The 17,018-nt window shown below is 69.8% G+C and carries 19 protein-coding genes; 10 read left to right on the plus strand and 9 right to left on the minus strand.

Annotated elements, in window-relative coordinates:
- Positions 1–14: 14 nt before the first annotated feature.
- The gene (locus tag FO470_RS14520) at positions 15–503 is read right to left on the minus strand and encodes a GNAT family N-acetyltransferase (protein WP_144343667.1); all 489 of its coding nucleotides are present in this window, start codon (positions 501–503) and stop codon (positions 15–17) included.
- Between the two features lie 141 nt (positions 504–644).
- The gene (gene gatB / locus FO470_RS14525) at positions 645–2,120 is read right to left on the minus strand and encodes an Asp-tRNA(Asn)/Glu-tRNA(Gln) amidotransferase subunit GatB (protein WP_418655056.1); all 1,476 of its coding nucleotides are present in this window, start codon (positions 2,118–2,120) and stop codon (positions 645–647) included.
- 158 nt (positions 2,121–2,278) lie between these two features.
- On the opposite strand from gatB, the gene FO470_RS14530 reads away from it, so the two are divergent.
- Both FO470_RS14530 and FO470_RS14535 read left to right on the plus strand, forming a co-directional pair.
- Positions 2,279–3,235: a threonine dehydratase gene (locus FO470_RS14530; RefSeq protein ID WP_144343668.1), complete on the plus strand. Its 957-nt coding sequence runs from the start codon at positions 2,279–2,281 to the stop codon at positions 3,233–3,235.
- A 64-nt stretch (positions 3,236–3,299) separates the two neighbouring features.
- On the plus strand, positions 3,300–3,626 hold the full coding sequence (locus tag FO470_RS14535; protein ID WP_144343669.1) for a DUF6455 family protein: 327 nt from the start codon (positions 3,300–3,302) through the stop codon (positions 3,624–3,626).
- Positions 3,627–3,634: 8 nt separating this feature from the next.
- Here the strand turns inward: FO470_RS14535 and FO470_RS14540 are convergent, their stop codons facing one another.
- The 5 genes from FO470_RS14540 to FO470_RS14560 all read right to left on the minus strand — a co-directional run bounded on the left by FO470_RS14540 (position 3,635) and on the right by FO470_RS14560 (position 6,434).
- Positions 3,635–3,928, minus strand: a complete 294-nt coding sequence (locus FO470_RS14540) for a chorismate mutase (protein WP_144343670.1) — start codon at positions 3,926–3,928, stop codon at positions 3,635–3,637.
- Between the two features lie 3 nt (positions 3,929–3,931).
- Positions 3,932–5,413: an Asp-tRNA(Asn)/Glu-tRNA(Gln) amidotransferase subunit GatA gene (gene gatA, locus FO470_RS14545; RefSeq protein ID WP_144343671.1), complete on the minus strand. Its 1,482-nt coding sequence runs from the start codon at positions 5,411–5,413 to the stop codon at positions 3,932–3,934.
- A gap of 5 nt (positions 5,414–5,418) precedes the next feature.
- Positions 5,419–5,706 carry an Asp-tRNA(Asn)/Glu-tRNA(Gln) amidotransferase subunit GatC gene (gene gatC / locus FO470_RS14550; RefSeq protein WP_144343672.1) on the minus strand — a complete coding sequence of 96 codons (288 nt, stop codon included), beginning with the start codon at positions 5,704–5,706 and terminating at the stop codon, positions 5,419–5,421.
- A 111-nt stretch (positions 5,707–5,817) separates the two neighbouring features.
- A complete protein-coding gene (locus tag FO470_RS14555) occupies positions 5,818–6,105 on the minus strand; it encodes a hypothetical protein (protein WP_144343673.1) in 288 nt (95 codons plus the stop codon).
- 26 nt (positions 6,106–6,131) lie between these two features.
- Positions 6,132–6,434 (minus strand): hypothetical protein, encoded by a 303-nt coding sequence (locus FO470_RS14560; protein WP_144343674.1) that lies wholly within the window; start codon positions 6,432–6,434, stop codon positions 6,132–6,134.
- Positions 6,435–6,557: 123 nt separating this feature from the next.
- Between FO470_RS14560 and FO470_RS14565 the strand changes: the two genes are divergently transcribed.
- Positions 6,558–7,472, plus strand: coding sequence for a hypothetical protein (locus FO470_RS14565; RefSeq protein WP_144343675.1), 915 nt, complete (start codon positions 6,558–6,560; stop codon positions 7,470–7,472).
- Positions 7,473–7,482: 10 nt separating this feature from the next.
- Here FO470_RS14565 and FO470_RS14570 read toward each other — a convergent pair whose 3' ends face one another.
- Positions 7,483–8,187, minus strand: a complete 705-nt coding sequence (locus tag FO470_RS14570; RefSeq protein ID WP_144343676.1) for a metal-dependent hydrolase — start codon at positions 8,185–8,187, stop codon at positions 7,483–7,485.
- 144 nt (positions 8,188–8,331) lie between these two features.
- Here FO470_RS14570 and ruvX point away from each other — a divergent pair, with 144 nt between their 5' ends.
- From ruvX to dprA, 6 genes are all read left to right on the plus strand, one after another.
- The gene (ruvX, locus tag FO470_RS14575; RefSeq protein WP_144343677.1) at positions 8,332–8,814 is read left to right on the plus strand and encodes a Holliday junction resolvase RuvX; all 483 of its coding nucleotides are present in this window, start codon (positions 8,332–8,334) and stop codon (positions 8,812–8,814) included.
- A gap of 30 nt (positions 8,815–8,844) precedes the next feature.
- A complete protein-coding gene (locus FO470_RS14580) occupies positions 8,845–9,777 on the plus strand; it encodes an AEC family transporter (RefSeq protein ID WP_144343678.1) in 933 nt (310 codons plus the stop codon).
- An 82-nt stretch (positions 9,778–9,859) separates the two neighbouring features.
- On the plus strand, positions 9,860–10,825 hold the full coding sequence (locus FO470_RS14585; RefSeq protein WP_144343679.1) for an aspartate carbamoyltransferase catalytic subunit: 966 nt from the start codon (positions 9,860–9,862) through the stop codon (positions 10,823–10,825).
- Positions 10,818–12,116 carry a dihydroorotase gene (locus FO470_RS14590; protein WP_144343680.1) on the plus strand — a complete coding sequence of 433 codons (1,299 nt, stop codon included), beginning with the start codon at positions 10,818–10,820 and terminating at the stop codon, positions 12,114–12,116. Before FO470_RS14585 ends, FO470_RS14590 begins: the two co-directional genes overlap by 8 nt.
- Before the next feature lie 63 nt (positions 12,117–12,179).
- Positions 12,180–12,785 (plus strand): glycerol-3-phosphate 1-O-acyltransferase PlsY, encoded by a 606-nt coding sequence (gene plsY / locus FO470_RS14595; RefSeq protein ID WP_144343681.1) that lies wholly within the window; start codon positions 12,180–12,182, stop codon positions 12,783–12,785.
- 3 nt (positions 12,786–12,788) lie between these two features.
- Complete coding sequence (dprA, locus tag FO470_RS14600) at positions 12,789–13,904, plus strand: DNA-processing protein DprA (RefSeq protein WP_144343682.1); 1,116 nt, start codon at positions 12,789–12,791, stop codon at positions 13,902–13,904.
- Positions 13,905–13,917: 13 nt separating this feature from the next.
- Here dprA and FO470_RS14605 read toward each other — a convergent pair whose 3' ends face one another.
- A complete protein-coding gene (locus FO470_RS14605; protein ID WP_144343683.1) occupies positions 13,918–14,118 on the minus strand; it encodes a hypothetical protein in 201 nt (66 codons plus the stop codon).
- 238 nt (positions 14,119–14,356) lie between these two features.
- Here FO470_RS14605 and topA point away from each other — a divergent pair, with 238 nt between their 5' ends.
- Positions 14,357–17,011, plus strand: coding sequence for a type I DNA topoisomerase (topA, locus tag FO470_RS14610; RefSeq protein WP_144343684.1), 2,655 nt, complete (start codon positions 14,357–14,359; stop codon positions 17,009–17,011).
- The last annotated feature ends 7 nt before the right edge of the window (positions 17,012–17,018 follow it).

Here is a 17,018-nt window from a genome sequence, read left to right on the forward strand (position 1 = left end):
CCTGTCGCGGACGGCTAGAACTCCATCTTGAAGCCGTCGAGCCGCTTCTCGAAGCCGGCGCGCTCGTAGAAGCGGTGCGCGTCGAGGCGCTTCTTGTTGGAGACCAGCTGGAGCGAGGCGGCCCCGCGCCGCTTCGCCTCCTCGGCGGCGAAGGCCATCATGGCGCCGCCGACGCCCTGCCCGCGCGCCTCCGGGTGCACCTGCACCGCCTCGGCGATGGCGAGCACGGCGCCGTGCCGCGTCAGCGCCCGCATCAGCAGAAGCTGGAAGGTGCCGAGCACCCGGCCGCCCACCCTCGCCACGTAGAGCGTCGTGCGTGGGTCGTCGGCGATCGCCGCGAAGGCCTGCTCATAGTCGGCGAAATCGGCCGGATCGACGCTGTCGCGCACGCCGAACATGGTTTCGAGCGCGAGAATTTCGACGATGGCCGGCAGGTCCGCGCGGGTCGCCGGCTCGATCAGCACAGGACCGACGGAAAGCACGGCGTCGAACTCGGCGGCCATCTATCTTCCCATCCGATCGACCGTCATGGCCGGGCTTGACCCGGCCATCCACGATTTCCTACCCGCGCATAAAAACATGGATACCCGGGTCAAGCCCGGGCATGACGACACTCTTATCGGCACTGGTGCGCCGAACGACGCTCATATCCCGAGCTTGCCCTTCAGCAGGTCGTTCACCGCCTGCGGATTGGCCTTGCCGCCGGTCTGCTTCATCACCTGGCCGACGAACCAGCCGAGCATGGTCGGCTTGGCCTTCACCTGCTCCACCTTGTCGGGGTTGGCAGCGATGATGGCGTCGACAGCCGCCTCGATGGCGCCGGTGTCAGTGACCTGCTTCATGCCGCGCGCTTCCACGATCTCGCGCGGGTCGCCGCCCTCGGTGAAGACGATCTCGAACAGGTCCTTGGCGATCTTGCCGGAGATGGTGCCGTCGGCGATCAGGTCGACGATGGCGCCTATCTGCTGGGCGGAGACCGGCGAGGAGGCGATGTCCTTGCCTTCCTTGTTCAGCCGGCCGAACAGCTCGTTGATGACGAAGTTCGCCGCCGCCTTGGCGTCGCGCCCGGTGGCGCAGGCCTCGTAATAGTCGGCGGTGTCTTTCTCGGCGACCAGCACGTCGGCGTCATAGGCGGACAGGCCATAGGCGGAGACGAAGCGCGCCTTCTTCTCGTCCGGCAGCTCCGGCAGATGCGCCGCGAGCTCGGTGACGAAGGCGTCGTCGAATTCGAGCGGCAGCAGGTCCGGGTCGGGGAAGTAGCGGTAGTCATGCGCCTCTTCCTTCGAGCGCATGGAGCGCGTCTCGCCCTTGTTCGGGTCGAACAGCCGCGTTTCCTGGTCGATGGTGCCGCCGTCCTCGATGATGCCGATCTGCCGGCGCGCCTCGGTCTCGATGGCCTGGCCGATGAAGCGGATGGAGTTGACGTTCTTGATCTCGCAGCGCGTGCCGAAATCGTCGCCCGGCTTGCGCACGGAGACGTTCACGTCGGCGCGCAGGTTGCCCTTCTCCATGTCGCCGTCGCAGGTGCCGAGATAGCGCAGGATGGTGCGCAGCTTGGTCACATAGGCCTTCGCCTCCTCCGACGAGCGCAGGTCCGGCCGGGAGACGATCTCCATCAGCGCCACGCCCGAGCGGTTGAGGTCGACCAGCGACTGGGTCGGGTGCAGGTCGTGGATCGACTTGCCCGCGTCCTGCTCCAGATGCAGGCGCTCGATGCCGACCTCGATCTGCCCGTCGGCGGTATCGACCAGCACCACGCCCTCGCCCACGATGGGGCTCTTGTACTGGCTGATCTGGTAGCCCTGCGGCAGGTCCGGGTAGAAGTAGTTCTTGCGGTCGAACACCGAGCGGTTGTTGATCTGCGCCTTCAGGCCCAGCCCGGTGCGCACCGCCTGTTTCACGCATTCCTCGTTGATCACCGGCAGCATGCCCGGCATCGCCGCGTCGACAAGCGAGACATGGCTGTTGGGCTCGCCGCCGAACTCGGTCGAGGCGCCGGAGAACAGCTTGGAGTTCGAGGTGACCTGGGCATGGATCTCCATGCCGATCACCACTTCCCAGTCGCCGGTGGCGCCCTTGATGAGCTTCTTCGGGTCGGCGGGGCGAGCATGCATGTTCATGGGCGGCGTATCTCGTCACAACGGATTTCGTCGACCGTTTCCCTACTCCCTGGCCCCCGATGCCGCAACCGGCTCGCGCCCATCGGACGCGCCGGTTTACCGCCCGGCCGCAATCGCCTATTGCTCGGCCCTCCTCTCCACCGGCCGAGTTCACCCGCATGTTCACGCTCGACGAGCTGGAAGACGCCCTCCGGCAGGTCCATGCCGTGTTTCCTGGCACCCACCAGTATGCCTGGCCGCTGCTGGCCGAGCGGGTCGGCGCGGAAGTCTGGGTGAAGCACGAGAACCAGACGCCGACCGGCGCCTTCAAGGTGCGCGGCGGGCTCATCCATCTGGCGCGGCTCGCCCGCGATGGCGTGGCGGGCGCGGGCATCATCTCCGCCACGCGGGGCAATCACGGCCAGTCCCTCGCCTTTGCCGGCCGCCGCGTCGGCATCCCCGTCACCATCGTCGTGCCGGAGGGCAACAGCGTCGAGAAGAACGCGGCCATGCGCGCGCTCGGCGCGCGGCTGGTCGAGCACGGCGCCGATTTCGACGCCGCCCGCCAGCACGCCATGCGGCTCGCCGCCGAGGAGGGTTTGCTCTTCGCGCCGTCCTTCCACCCCGATCTGGTGGTCGGCGTCGCGACCTGGGCGCTGGAGCTGTTTCGCGCCGCGCCGCCGCTCGATGCCCTCTACGTGCCCATCGGCCTCGGATCGGGCATATGCGGCACCATCCGCACCCGCGACCTGCTGGGGCTGGCGACCGAGATCGTCGGCGTGCAAAGCGCCCACGCACCCGCCTATGCGCGCTCGCTGGAGGCCGGCCGTCCGGTGACGCTGGAAAGCGCGGACACCATGGCCGACGGCCTCGCCGTGCGCGTGCCCGACCCCGCCGCTCTGGAAATCATCCGCGAAGGCGTGTCGCGCATCGTCACGGTTCCCGACCACGAGGTGGCGGAAGCGATCCGCGTCTACTGGACCGACACCCACAACCTCGCGGAAGGCGCCGGCGCCGCCGCGCTCGCGGCCCTAATGCGCGAGAAGGATCGCGCGGCCGGGCGGCGCGTCGGCGTGGTGCTGTCGGGCGGCAATATCGACCTGCCGGTGTTCAGCCGCTGGGTCGGGGCACCTTGATCGAGATCAAGGTGCCCTGCTGACCTGTCCCCCACCTTGCTGCCTCAATCGAGGGAGGCAAGCGATGCGGGTGGACACCATCGACGAGCGGCTCCAGCTCTTCCGTCGCATGATTGAACATGCCGGGCTCGACCCCGACGATCTACAGACCGCCTCCGGCGAGGCCCTGCGCGCCGCCGCCCAGCGCTGCCTCGGCTGCCGCGCCGGCGAGGAGTGCCGCTCCTGGCTCGACGACGTGCCGGACACACAGCCCCTGCCCGGCTTCTGCCGCAACGCCGGCCAGTTCCAGGACTGGGTCGAGCAGGAGATCGCCCGCGATCTCGCCGCGCTCAGCGAGCGCATCGACGCCGCCAGCCGCCTCACTGGCGCGTGCGGTTCCGCCGAGGACTGACGGCCCGCCTATCCGAGCCGCTCGTTCTCGTAGTCGATCACCCATTCGATCAGCACGCGCCAGAGCTTTTCGGCCAGCTCCGGCGGCACGCCATGGGTTTCCGCGCGCACGCTCACCTTCTCGATCACGTCATCGACGCGCTCCGGCAGGAAGGCCGCGAGACCTTCCGTCCTCTTCACCGCGACGACGTGCTTCACGACCTCGAAGCGGCGCGCCAGCAATTCGACCATCTGCGCATCGATGGCATCGATCTCGGCCCGGAAGGGCGCGAGGGAGCGCTCATTCTCGGGCAGCTGGCGCATCGCCTACTCCCACCAGCGTTCGGCGATCTCGAAGCGGCCGGCGGCCTCCTCGATCACCTGGGCGAGGGAGAACAGCCCCTCCTCGCCGAAGGGGCGGCCGATGAGCTGGAGCCCGAGCGGCAGGCCCTCGGAGGAGAGCCCCGCCGGCACCGCGATGCCCGGCAGGCCGGCCATGTTCAGCGTCACCGTGAACACGTCCTGCAGGTACATCTCGACCGGATCGCCGCTCGACTTCTCGCCGATGCCGAAAGCGGCCGAGGGCGTCGCCGGCGCGAGCACCGCGTCGATGCCCTCCGCGAAGGCGATCTCGAAATCGCGCTTGATCAGCGTGCGGACCTTCTGCGCCTTGAGGTAGTAGGCGTCGTAATAGCCGGCGGAGAGCACATAGGTGCCGATCATGATGCGCCGGCGTACCTCGTCGCCGAAGCCGGCGGCGCGGGTCTTCTCGTACATCTCGACGATGTCGCGGCCGGGCACGCGCTCGCCATAGCGCACGCCGTCATAGCGCGCGAGGTTCGACGAGGCCTCGGCCAGCGCGACGATGTAGTAGGCCGGCAGCGCGTATTTGGTGTGCGGCAGGCTGATCTCGACCACCTCGGCGCCGGCATCGCGCAGCATGTCCGCGCCCTTGTCCCAGAGGCGCGCGATCTCCGCCGACATGCCGTCGACACGGTATTCCCTGGGGATGCCGATCCGCTTGCCCTTCACCGAGGCGCCGACCGCCGCCTCGTAATCCGGCACGGGAAGGTTGGCGCTGGTCGAATCCTTCGGGTCGTGCCCGGCCATCGAGCGCAGCAGCAGCGCCGCGTCGTTCACCGAACGGGCGATGGGACCGGCCTGATCGAGCGAGGAGGCATAGGCGATGATGCCCCAGCGCGAGCAGCGCCCGTAGGTCGGCTTGATGCCGACCGTGCCGGTGAAGGCCGCCGGCTGGCGGATCGAGCCGCCGGTGTCGGTGCCGGCCGCCGCCGCGCAGATATGCGCCGCCACCGCCGCCGCCGAGCCGCCCGAGGACCCGCCCGGCACCAGCGGCTGAGCCGAGCCGTTGCGCCGCCACGGGTTCACCGCCGGGCCGAAGGCGCTCGATTCGTTGGACGAGCCCATGGCGAACTCGTCCTGGTTGAGCTTGCCGAGCAGCACCGCGCCGTCCCGCCAGAGCTGCGAGGTGACGGTCGACTCATAGGGCGGCACGAAGTTCTTGATAATGTTCGAGCACGCCGTGGTGCGCACGCCGTTGGTCGCGAACATGTCCTTGATGCCGAGCGGGATACCCTCCAGCGGCCCCGCCTCGCCCTTGGCGATGCGCTCGTCGCTGGCCTTGGCCATCTCCAGCGCCTTGTCGGGCGTGGCCAGCACATAGGCGTTGAGGTCGCCGGCCGGCGCGATGGCGTCGAGATAGGCCTGCGTCAGCTCGGTGGCGGTGAAATGGCCCTGCGCCAGCCCTTCGCGGGCGGCGGTGACGGTGAGGCGGGTGAGTTCGGTCATGGCGCTCACTCCACCACCTTGGGAACGGCGAAGAAGCCGTCCTCGGCCACCGGGGCGTTGGCGAGCACGCGCCGCGCATCGCCGCCGTCGTTCACGACGTCGGTGCGCAGGGGAAGCTGCATCGGAATGACGCTGGTCATCGGCTCGACGCCGGTGGTGTCCACTTCGCCGAGCTGCTCCACAAAGGCGAGGATGGCGTTGAGCTCGCCCTGGAGATGGGCCACCTCGTCCTCCGTCACGGCGATGCGCGAGAGATGCGCGACCCGCCGGACCGTCGCCTGATCGACCGACATCCGAAATCCCAATCAACTGAAACCGATGCGCGCCCTATAGCAGGCGGGCACCGGGCCCCGCAACGCGCGGCGCCCGGTATCGACGGTTTCGGATATCGGTCGAGGCGTCTTTCAGGAACGCGCCTGCTGGAGGCAGGCACCCGCCGCCTGGGCGTTCGTGCGGGCGTTGCCGCGGTCGATCTTGCCGGACATGACGAGGGACTTGGTGATGTCGGTGACGACGCTGCGCAGGTCGCCGCCGGGGCCCGTGCCCATCACGGCGGCATAGATGGCCTTGCCGTCCGGCGAGAGTGCGGCCGCGCAGGCATCGCCCGCCGCCTTGTCGGCGAAGGCCGGCGCGCTGCCGAGAAGCGCCGCCAGAGCGATGGCGGCAACCGAAGCGGTGCGAAGACGGATCATGATATCCTCCAGCGTGGTGAAAGCGGTCAGCGCAATCCGGGACGGTTCACCGGCCCGCCGGCATTGACGCCCGGCCCCGGCCGGACAACGGCGCGCGCCGCCGGCGCCGCGACGGCGCCACCCGCCACGCATCCGACCGGATAGCCCGGCCGCGTGCAGTAGACGGCGGCGCGCGCGGCCGGCGCATAGGGCGTCGGACGCACGATGCATCCGGCCGGAATGCCCGGAGCCGTGCAGTAGACGACGGCCGCGCGGGCGTCGCCGCCGAAGGCCGAAAGCAGGGTGCTGCCGGCGACGACGGCGGCGAGTAGACCGGTGCGTGCGCACATGCGAGGACGAGAAATCGTCATGCCGTTCCCTCGATCAGGCTTCCGCTTGGGAAAACGGCGCGCATGATGCTCGCCGCGCAGGGGGCGGCAATGTCGATTATTGGTCGCAATGGCGGGAGAGACATGTTTGCGAAGACCGCTCCGGCATGGAACCCGGACCTCACCGCCGCGCCTGAGAGCCCGCTGACGCCCGGCGAGCTGGAGGCGCGGGCGCGCCTGCGGGCCCGCCCGGATTTCCCGGAGATCGCCCGCCGCGCCGCCGTGAACCTCGGGCGCAGCTATCAGGGCAACGTCCTGCTCACGCGGCTGCTGAACGACCGCGCCCGCATCGCCCTCGCCCTGCTGATGCTCGACATGCATTTCGAGCCGGCCGAGGCGCCCGGCCTGACGGCGGGCCGGCTCAAGGCGGAAGCGGTCGCGCTCGGTCTGTGCAGTCCCGGCCGGGTCGGCGCGGTGCTGGCCGCCGCGCGGCTGCTCGGACTGGTCGCGCCTGCGCCGGACAAGGACGGCCGGCGCCGGCGTCTCGTCGCCACGCCGCGCCTGCTCGACATCCACAGGGAGCGCTGGCGCGTCCTGTTCGAAGCGATGCACCCCGCCCTGCCGGAGGGCGGGATCGGACTGTCGCGGCTGGACGACCCCGGCTTCGGCGCCGCTTACGTATCCGCCCTGCTCCGCCCATTCCGGGCGGGCTGGCGCATCGCGCACGACATCCCCCGCGTCGACGTCTTCGCCGACCGCGACGGCGGCCTCATGATCGCGTTCGCCCTCTACGAGGCGACCCGCGCCGGAGAGACGCTGACCATCCTACATCTGGCGCAGACCTACCGGGTCTCGCGCTCTCATGTCGGCGACATCCTGCGGAAGGCCGCCGAGACCGGGCTGGTGCGCCGAGTCGAGGCGCCGGGCACCGGCAGCGCGGGCTTCGTCGCGGAGCCGGCATTGGACGAGGCGATCGACACCTTCGTCGCCATCGCGCTGGTGCGTCAGGCCTTCGCCATCCGCGAGGCGGTCGCCGCCACCTCCGCCGGGCCGCGCTGAAGCGCGCCGCTCACGGGCGGCGCAGTTCCGTCGCCACGCCCTTCTCGGGAACGATCACCGTCGCCTCCTCGCCCACCAGCGAGACGAAACGGTCGGCCTTCGGCTCCAGCAGGCCGAACGAGCCGTAATGGGCGGGAATGATCGTCAGCCCGCCGAGATAGCGCGACACGGCCACCGCCGCCGTCTCCGGCCCCATGGTGAAGCGGTCGCCGATCGGCACGATGACCACGTCCGGCTTGTGGATCTCGGCGATCAGCGCCATGTCCGAGAAGATGTCGGTGTCGCCCATGTGCCAGACGGTCGGCTCGCCCGGCGCCTTGACGATCAGCCCGTTGGCATTGCCGAGATAGATGGTCGCGCCGTCGCGGACCATGCCCGAGGAATGGTCGGCCCGCACCATGCTCACGGTGAAACCGTCGAGATGGATGGTGCCGCCGGCGTTCATCATCTCCAGCTTGCCGACGCCCTGCGTGCCGAGCCAGCTCGCGAGGTCGGCGTTGGCGACCACCGTCGCCCCGCTCCTGCCCGCGATATCCACCGTGTCGCCGACGTGATCGCCATGGCCGTGGGTGAGCAGCACGTGGGTGACGCCCTCGGTCGCCTGCGCGGCCGAGCCGGTGAAGGCCGGGTTGCCGGTCAGGAACGGGTCAATGAGAACAACCTTGCCGGCGAATTCCAGCCGAAACGCCGCATGGCCAAACCAGGTGATCTTCATCGCCGCTCTCCATCTGTCCCGCGTGCCTGCCGGGTTGCCGCGGCAACATAATGCGCGACCCCGGGGACTCAAGCCCGTCCGGCGCGCCTGTCCCGCCACGCGGCCATGGCTTCCGGCCGGCCGCCGTGCTACGCGCAGGGCACCATGGTTGCCGCGATCATCACCGTCACCGACGCCGCCCCTCTCCTGCCGCCGCGCGGCGGGCTGATCGGCCTCGATCTCGGCACCAAGACCATCGGCGTCGCCAGTTCCGACCCCGACCGCCGCATCGCGGCGGGCGTGGAAACCGTCGCCCGCAAGCAGTTCACGCCCGACGCCCAGCGCCTGCTCGCCCTCGCGGCGGCACGGGGAGCGGTCGGCTTCGTGCTCGGCCTTCCCGTGAACATGGACGGCAGCGAGGGCCCGCGCGCGCAGGCTTCGCGCGCCTTCGCCCGCAATCTGGCGAAGCTGACCGAGCTGCCGATCATCCTGTGGGACGAGCGCCTGTCCACGGCCGCCGTCGAGCGCGACATGATCGCCACCGACATGAGCCGCGCCCGGCGCGCCGAAGTGGTGGACCAGCAGGCCGCCGCCTTCATCCTGCAGGGCGCGCTGGACCGCCTGCGCTTCATCGCCGAGCACGGCTGATGGAGCGCGGTTGATGGAGCGCGGCTGACCATGGCGGCGGTGCTCGGCGCGCTGGTGCCGGTCTTCCTCGTGATCGCCCTCGGCGTCGTGCTGAAGCGCGGCCTGCTGCCGGAAGCCTCGCACTGGATCGCGCTGGAGCGGCTCACCTATTTCGTGCTGTTCCCGGCGCTGCTGGTGGTCAGCATCTCGCGCGCCGAGCTCGGCAACGTCGCCGTGGTCGAGGTCTCGGTCGCGCTGCTCGGCTCCATCGCCGTCGTCGGGACCCTGCTCAGCCTGGCGCGCAAGCCGGTCTGCCGCGCCTTTTCGCTGCCGGGGCCGAGCTACACCTCCGTCTTCCAGGGCGCGCTGCGCTGGAACACCTACATCGCGCTCGCCGTCTCCGGTTCGCTCGCCGGCCCGCGCGGCCTCGCCGTGGCGGCGGTCGGGCTGGCGGTGATGATCCCGGTGCTCAACGCGCTCAGCGTCATCGTGCTGGCGCGGCACGGCGAGAACGGCGGCGGCGGCAACCGCCTGCTGCTGCTCCAGCTCGTGCGCAATCCCTTCATCTGGTCCTGCGCCGCCGGCGCGGCGATCAACGCCACCGACCTGCCGATTCCGCCGGTGCTCGTCACCTTCGGCGATATTCTCGGCCGCGCCTCGCTGGCGCTGGGGCTGCTCGTCGTCGGGGCGGGCCTGCGCCTCGAGGATCTGCGCTCGCCACGCGCCGCCACGTGGTTCACCAGCCTGATCAAGCTCGCCATCCTGCCGGCGCTCGCCGTCGGCATCGGCCTTGCCCTCGGCCTGCGCGAGGTGGACCTGCTCATCGTCGCGGTCGGGGCGTCCGTGCCTTCCGCGCCCAACGGCTACGTGCTGGCGCGGCAGATGGGCGGCGACGCGCCGCTGCTGGCGGAAATCCTCACCGTGCAGACCCTCCTCGCCGCCGTGACCATGCCGCTGGTCATCGCCGCCGTCGCCCATCTTTGAGCGCGTCGGGCCGCGAAAGTCTGGACAGCGCTCTTATATGCTTGCGGCGCGCGCCGGCTGCGTCTATCCAGCCGACTTCGATATGACATCGAACCCGACTGCCAGCTTCACCCTCCAGCGCCGGCACCTGCTTGGCATCGAGGGTCTGTCGCCCGACGAGATCGTCGGCCTTCTCGACCTCGCGGAAGAATTCGTCGTTCTCAACCGGCAGGTGGAGAAGAAGCGGACGACGCTGCGCGGCCGTACCCAGATCAACCTGTTCTTCGAAGCCTCGACGCGCACGCAGTCGTCCTTCGAGATCGCCGGCAAGCGCCTCGGCGCCGACGTGATGAACATGTCGGTCAGCACCTCCTCGGTGAAGAAGGGCGAGACGCTCATCGACACCGCCGCGACGCTGAACGCCATGCACCCGGACGTGCTGATCGTGCGCCACAGCGCCTCCGGCGCCGCCGAGCTGCTCGCCCGCAAGGTGGACTGCTCGGTCGTCAACGCCGGCGACGGCGCGCACGAGCACCCGACGCAGGCGCTGCTCGACGCCCTGACCATCCGCCGCAACAAGGGCCGCATCCAGGGCCTGACCGTCGCCATCTGCGGTGACATCACCCATTCGCGCGTCGCCCGCTCCAACATCCTGCTGTTGCAGGCCCTCGGCGCGCAGGTGCGCGTCATCGCCCCGCCGACCCTGCTGCCCAAGGACATCGAGCGCTTCGGCGTCGAGGTTCACGGAGACATGCGCCGGGGGCTGGAAGACGTCGACATCGTGATGATGCTGCGCCTCCAGCGCGAGCGCATGAACGGCTCCTATGTGCCTTCGGTGAAAGAGTATTTCCATTTCTGGGGGCTCGACGAGGCGAAGCTGCGCTACGCCCGGCCCGACGCGCTGGTCATGCATCCCGGCCCGATGAATCGCGGCGTCGAGATCGACTCGGCCGTGGCCGACGGCGCCCAGTCCCTCATCCGCGAGCAGGTCGAGATGGGCGTCGCCGTCCGCATGGCCGTGCTGGATGCCCTGTCGCGCACCCTGCCGGGGAATTCGTCCAATGCCTGATCCCCGTCCCATCCTGCTCGCCAAGGCGCGCATCCTCGACCCCTCGCGCGACCTCGACACCAAGGGCGACATCCTCGTCGCCGACGGCGTGATCAAGGACATCGCGCCCGACCTCACCGCCGCCGGCTTGCCGGCGGACACCGAGATCGTGGACTGCCGCGGCCTCGTCGCCGTGCCCGGCCTCGTCGACATGCGCGCCTTCGTGGGCGAGCCCGGCGCCGAGCACCGCGAGACGCTCGCCTCCGCCAGCCAGGCGGCGGCGGCGGGCGGCGTGACCACCATCATCTGCCAGCCCGACACCGACCCGGTGATCGACGATCCCGCCATCGTCGACTTCATCATGCGTCGGGCGCGCGACACCGCCATCGTCCATGTCCATCCCATGGCCGCCCTGACCAAGGGGCTGGAAGGCCGCGAGATGACCGAGATCGGCCTGCTCGGCGCGGCCGGCGCCGTCGCCTTCACCGACGGCACGCGCTCGGTTCCCTCCGCCCAGGTCCTGCGCCGCGCCCTCACCTACGGGCGCGACTTCGGCGCCCTGATCGTCCATCACACCGAAGACGCCAGCCTCGCCGGCGAAGGCGTGATGAACGAGGGCGAACTCGCCTCGCGGCTCGGCCTCGCCGGCATGCCGAAGGCGGCGGAGACCATTGTCTTCGAGCGCGACGTGCGCCTCGCGGCGATCACCGGCGGGCGCTACCACGCCGCCTCGCTGACCTGCGCCGAGTCGCTCGACGTGCTCCGTCGCGCCAAGGAAGCCGGGATCAACGTCACGGCGTCGGCCTCCATCAACCACCTCACGCTCAACGAGCGCGACGTCGTCGGCTACCGCACCTTCTTCAAGCTCACCCCGCCGCTGCGCAGCGAGGACGACCGCGTGGCGCTGGTCGAGGCGGTGGCCGAGGGGCTGATCGACGTCATCGTCTCCGACCACAATCCGCAGGACGTCGAAGTCAAGCGCCTGCCCTTCTCGGAGGCCGCCTTCGGCGCGGTCGGGCTGGAGACCATGCTGGCCGCCGGCCTGCGGCTGGTGACGGATGGCCGCCTCGACCTCATGACGCTGATCCGCGCCATGTCAACGCGCCCGGCCGAGCTGCTCGGCCTGCCGGCGGGGACGCTGCGTCCCGGACGACTCGCCGACATCGCGCTCATCTCTCTCGACGAGGCGTGGATCCTCGATCCCACCTCCCTCAAGTCGCGCTGCCGAAACACCCCCTTCGACGAGGCGCGCTTCGAGGGCCGCGTGGTGCGTACGCTGGTTGCCGGCCGCACGGTATATGAATACGTGTGAGCGGACGGGCCTTGCCGCGCCCGTCCCCTGTGCTTTCCGTCAAAAGCCTTTAAGGTCGTCTGCATGAGCCTGACCCTGCCCCCGCTGTCGAGCTATGTGGCGCTGCTGCTCGGCTACGCGCTCGGCTCGATTCCGTTCGGCCTTCTGCTCACGCGCTGGGCCGGCACCCAGGACCTCCGCAGCATCGGCTCCGGCAATATCGGCGCCACCAACGTCCTGCGCACCGGCCGCAAGGGCCTCGCCGCCGCGACGCTGCTCGGCGATGCGCTCAAGGGCACCGTGGCCGTGCTGCTGGCCGGCTGGTTGATCGGCGAGAACGGCCCTCTGCCGGCGGCCCTCGGTGCCTTCCTCGGCCATCTCTTCCCGGTCTGGCTGGGCTTCAAGGGCGGCAAGGGCGTCGCGACCTTCCTCGGCGTGACGCTCGCCCTCGTCTGGCAGGCGGCGCTGGTGTTCGCGGCGGCGTGGCTCACCGTCGCCTTCGTCACCCGCTATTCCTCGCTCGCGGCGCTGGTGGCGAGCGTGCTCACCGTGCTCGCCGCCTTCGTGCTCGCCTCCCCGCAGACCTGCCTGCTGCTGACGATCCTCACCGCGCTGCTCTGGGTCATGCACCGCGCCAACATCCGCCGTCTCGTCGACGGGACAGAAGGCCGGATCGGCAAGAAGGGATAGGCCTTGAGCGGGCGCGGCGTTCACCTCGATCCGGGACAACGTCGCGACTGGCTCCGCCTGATCCGCTCGGAGAATGTCGGCCCCCGCGCCTTCCGCAGCCTGATCAACCGTTTCGGCGGCGCGCGCGCGGCGCTGGAAGCCCTGCCCGCCCTCGCCCGTCGTGGCGGGCGGCTCATTCCCCCGCACATTCCCTCCATCGCCGAGGCGGAAGCGGAGATGGAGGCGCTGGCGCGGCTCGGCGGACGCTTCATCGCCCTGGGCGAGCCGGAATATCCCGTCCTGCTGCGCGAGATCGACGACCCGCCGCCGCTGCTGGCGGTGCGGGGACGCAACGACGTCCTTCTGCAGCCCACCGTCGCCATCGTCGGCTCGCGAAATGCCTCCGGCGCCGGCCGGACCATGACCCTGCGCCTCGCCCGGGGCCTGGGCGCGGCGGGATGGGTGGTCGCTTCCGGCCTTGCCCGCGGGATCGACGCCGCCGCCCATGAGGCGAGCCTTTCCACCGGCACGATCGCGGTGATCGCCGGCGGCCACGACCGGCCCTATCCGCGCGAGAACGAGCCGCTGCTGGAACGCATCGCCTCCGAGGGCGCCGTCCTCTCGGAGATGCCGATGGGCTGGGAGCCCCGCGCCCGCGACTTTCCCCGCCGAAACCGCATCGTGTCCGGCCTGTCGCTCGGCGTGGTGGTGGTCGAGGCGGCGGAGCGCTCCGGTTCGCTGATCACCGCCCGCCTCGCCGCCGAGCAGGGACGCGAGGTCTTCGCCGTGCCCGGCTCGCCGCTCGACCCGCGGGCGGGCGGCACCAACGCGCTGATCAAGCAGGGCGCCGCGCTCGTCACCGGCACGGAGGACGTGCTGGAGGTCCTGGCATCGCTGCGGGACCGGCCGTCGCGCCTCGACATGGAGGAAGCCGCCGACGAGGGGATGGACGCCCCGGAGCCGAGCGAGGATGCGCGCGGGCGGGTGCTGGGGCTGCTCGGCCCGGTGCCGATGCCCGTCGACGACATCGTCGTGCTCTCGGGCGCCGGCGTCGCCGAGGTGCAGGTGCTGCTGCTGGAACTGGAACTGGCCGGACGGCTGGAGCGGCACGTCAACGGCACGGTCTCGCTGGGCTTCTAGTCCCGGGACGGCCCTAGGACGGGCGCCGCTTCTTCTCTTCGAGCGCGATCGCCTGGGCCTCGTCGCGCGCCATTTCCAGAAGATACTTCAGGACCTCCATGCCGGCGCCTTCCGCCAGAGCCGCCAGCTCACGGGTGATCGTGGCGATATAGGCGGCGGCATCGCGCTCGTTGATCGGATCGCGATTCCTGTCGGTTGCGGAAGACCTGTTCATCGCGGAAAGCGTCACCGGGATATGAGGGGAAGTCGACGGAAAACTACCATCGCGTGCATCAGCTGGATATATACTCGCAAAACGAGCAAACAGGAACTGATGCCGCCCCTGGTCAGCCAAAAAGCCACGCAACCTCCCTCACGCAGCCCCCTACCTCCCGTTGCCATTTGACAGGCCGGGGCGGCTACCCCATTTTCCCGGCCTCCTGGGGCTATACCAATCAACGGACAAGGCGGGCATGCAGGTCGTCATCGTCGAATCGCCTGCCAAGGCGAAGACGATCAACAAATATCTCGGGCCGGGCTACGAGGTCATCGCCTCGTATGGTCACGTGCGCGATCTTCCTGCCAAGGACGGCTCTGTCGATCCCGAGCACGACTTCCGCATGCTGTGGGATGTCGATCCCAAGGCGCAGAAGCGCCTGTCCGACATCGCCCGCGCGGTGAAGGAGGCGGACGGCCTCATCCTCGCCACCGACCCGGATCGCGAAGGCGAGGCGATCTCCTGGCACGTGCTGGAGATCCTGAAGGAAAAGCGCGCGCTCAAGGACCAGCCGATCTCCCGCGTGGTGTTCAACGCCATCACCAAGCAGGCGGTGCTGGATGCGATGAAGCATCCGCGCACCATCGACGCGGCGCTGGTCGACGCCTATCTGGCCCGCCGCGCGCTCGACTATCTTGTCGGTTTCACCCTGTCGCCGGTGCTGTGGCGCAAGCTGCCGGGCGCCCGCTCGGCCGGCCGCGTGCAGTCCGTGGCGCTGCGCCTCGTCTGCGACCGCGAGCGCGAGATCGAAACCTTCGTCAAGCGCGAGTACTGGTCGATCGCCGCCACGCTGGCGACGCCGCGTCAGGAGACCTTCGAGGCCCGCCTCGTCGGCGCCGACGGCAAGAAGATCACCCGCCTCGACGTCGGCAGCGAGGCCGAGGCGACGGATTTCCGCAAGGCGCTGGAAGCGGCCGATTTCAAGGTTCGCTCGGTCGAGGCCAAGCCCGCCAGGCGCCACCCCTACCCGCCCTTCACCACCTCGACGCTGCAGCAGGAAGCCAGCCGCAAGCTCGGCCTCGCGCCGGCCGTGACCATGCGCATCGCCCAGCGCCTCTATGAGGGCGTCGACGTCGGCGGCGAGACGGCCGGCCTCATCACCTATATGCGTACCGACGGCGTCGACATGGCGCCGGAGGCGGTGGCCCAGGCGCGTTCCGTCATCGGTCGCGACTATGGCGACCGCTACGTTCCGTCGGCCCCGCGCAAGTACACCGCCAAGGCGAAGAATGCGCAGGAAGCGCATGAGGCGATCCGCCCGACCGACCTCTCGCGCCGGCCGAAGGACGTCGCCCGGCATCTCGAACCCGAGCAGGCGAAGCTCTACGAGCTGATCTGGCTGCGCACCGTCGCCAGCCAGATGGAATCGGCCGAGCTGGAACGCACCACCGTCGACATCGACGCGCAGGTTGGCGGCACGTCGGCCGGTGCCCGCGCGCTGGAACTGCGCGCCACCGGCACCGTGGTGAAGTTCGACGGCTTCCTCACCCTCTATCGCGAAGGCCGCGACGACGAGGAGGAAGACGAGGAGAACCGCCGCCTGCCGTCCATGTCCTCCGGCGAAAGCCTCGCCAGCAAGGGCATCAAGGCCGACCAGCACTTCACCGAGCCGCCGCCCCGCTATTCGGAAGCCTCGCTCGTCAAGCGCATGGAAGAGCTCGGCATCGGCCGGCCCTCGACCTACGCCTCCGTGCTGGCGGTGCTGCGCGACCGCGAATATGTGAAGCTCGACAAGCGCCGCCTCGTTCCCGAGGACAAGGGCCGGCTCGTCACCGCCTTCCTCGAAAGCTTCTTCGACCGTTACGTCGAATACGACTTCACGGCCGATCTCGAGGAGAAGCTGGACCTCATCTCCAACGGCGAGCTGCAGTGGAAGGACGTGTTGCGCGACTTCTGGCGCGACTTCACCGCCGCCGTGGGCGAAACCAAGGAACTGCGCGTCTCCGACGTCATCGCCGCCCTCGACGGTATGCTGACGGCGCACATCTTCCCGCCCAAGGAAGACGGCAGCGACCCGCGCCTCTGCCCGAATTGCGGCACCGGCCGGCTGTCGCTGAAGGTCGGCAAGTTCGGCGCCTTCATTGGCTGCTCGAACTATCCCGAATGCAAGTACACCCGCCCGCTGGCGGCGCAGAACGGCGATTCCGACAACCCGGCGGAGGCGAACGGCACCCGCGTGCTCGGCACCGACCCGGTAAGCGGGCTGGAGGTCACGGTGCGTGACGGGCGCTTCGGCGCCTATCTGCAGCTCGGCGAGGCCAAGGACGGCGAGAAGCCGAAGCGCTCCAGCCTGCCCAAGGGCCTCGCGCCGGCGGATGTGGACCTGGAGACGGCGCTCGCCCTGCTGTCGCTGCCGCGCGAGATCGGCCGGCACCCGGATTCCGGGGAGCCGATCCTCGCCGGCATCGGCCGCTTCGGGCCCTATGTCCAGCTCGGCAAGACTTACGCCAATCTCGAGCCCGGCGACGACGTGCTCTCCATCGGCATCAACCGGGCCGTGGCGCTGATCGCCGACAAGCAGAACAAGGGTCCCGGCCGGGGTCGCGGCGCCGTCGGCGGCCGCGAACTCGGCGAGCATCCGACTCTTGGCGGGCCGGTGACGGTGCGGCCGGGTCGCTTCGGCGCCTATGTGAACCACGGCAAGGTCAACGCCACCTTGCCGAAATCGGTGGCGCCGGAAACGGTGACGCTGGAACAGGCGGTCGAGCTGATCACCGCCAAGGCCGGCTCGGCTCCCGCCAAGCCGGCGCGGCGCGCGGCGGCGAAGACGGCGAGCGGCGATAAGCCGGCCAAGAAGGCGGCGCCGAAAAAGGCCGCCGCGAAGAAGTCGCCCGTGAAGAAGAGCGGGTAAGCCCTAG

The organism is Ancylobacter moscoviensis, from assembly GCF_007559435.1.
In the GTDB taxonomy this organism is placed as follows: domain Bacteria; phylum Pseudomonadota; class Alphaproteobacteria; order Rhizobiales; family Xanthobacteraceae; genus Ancylobacter; species Ancylobacter moscoviensis.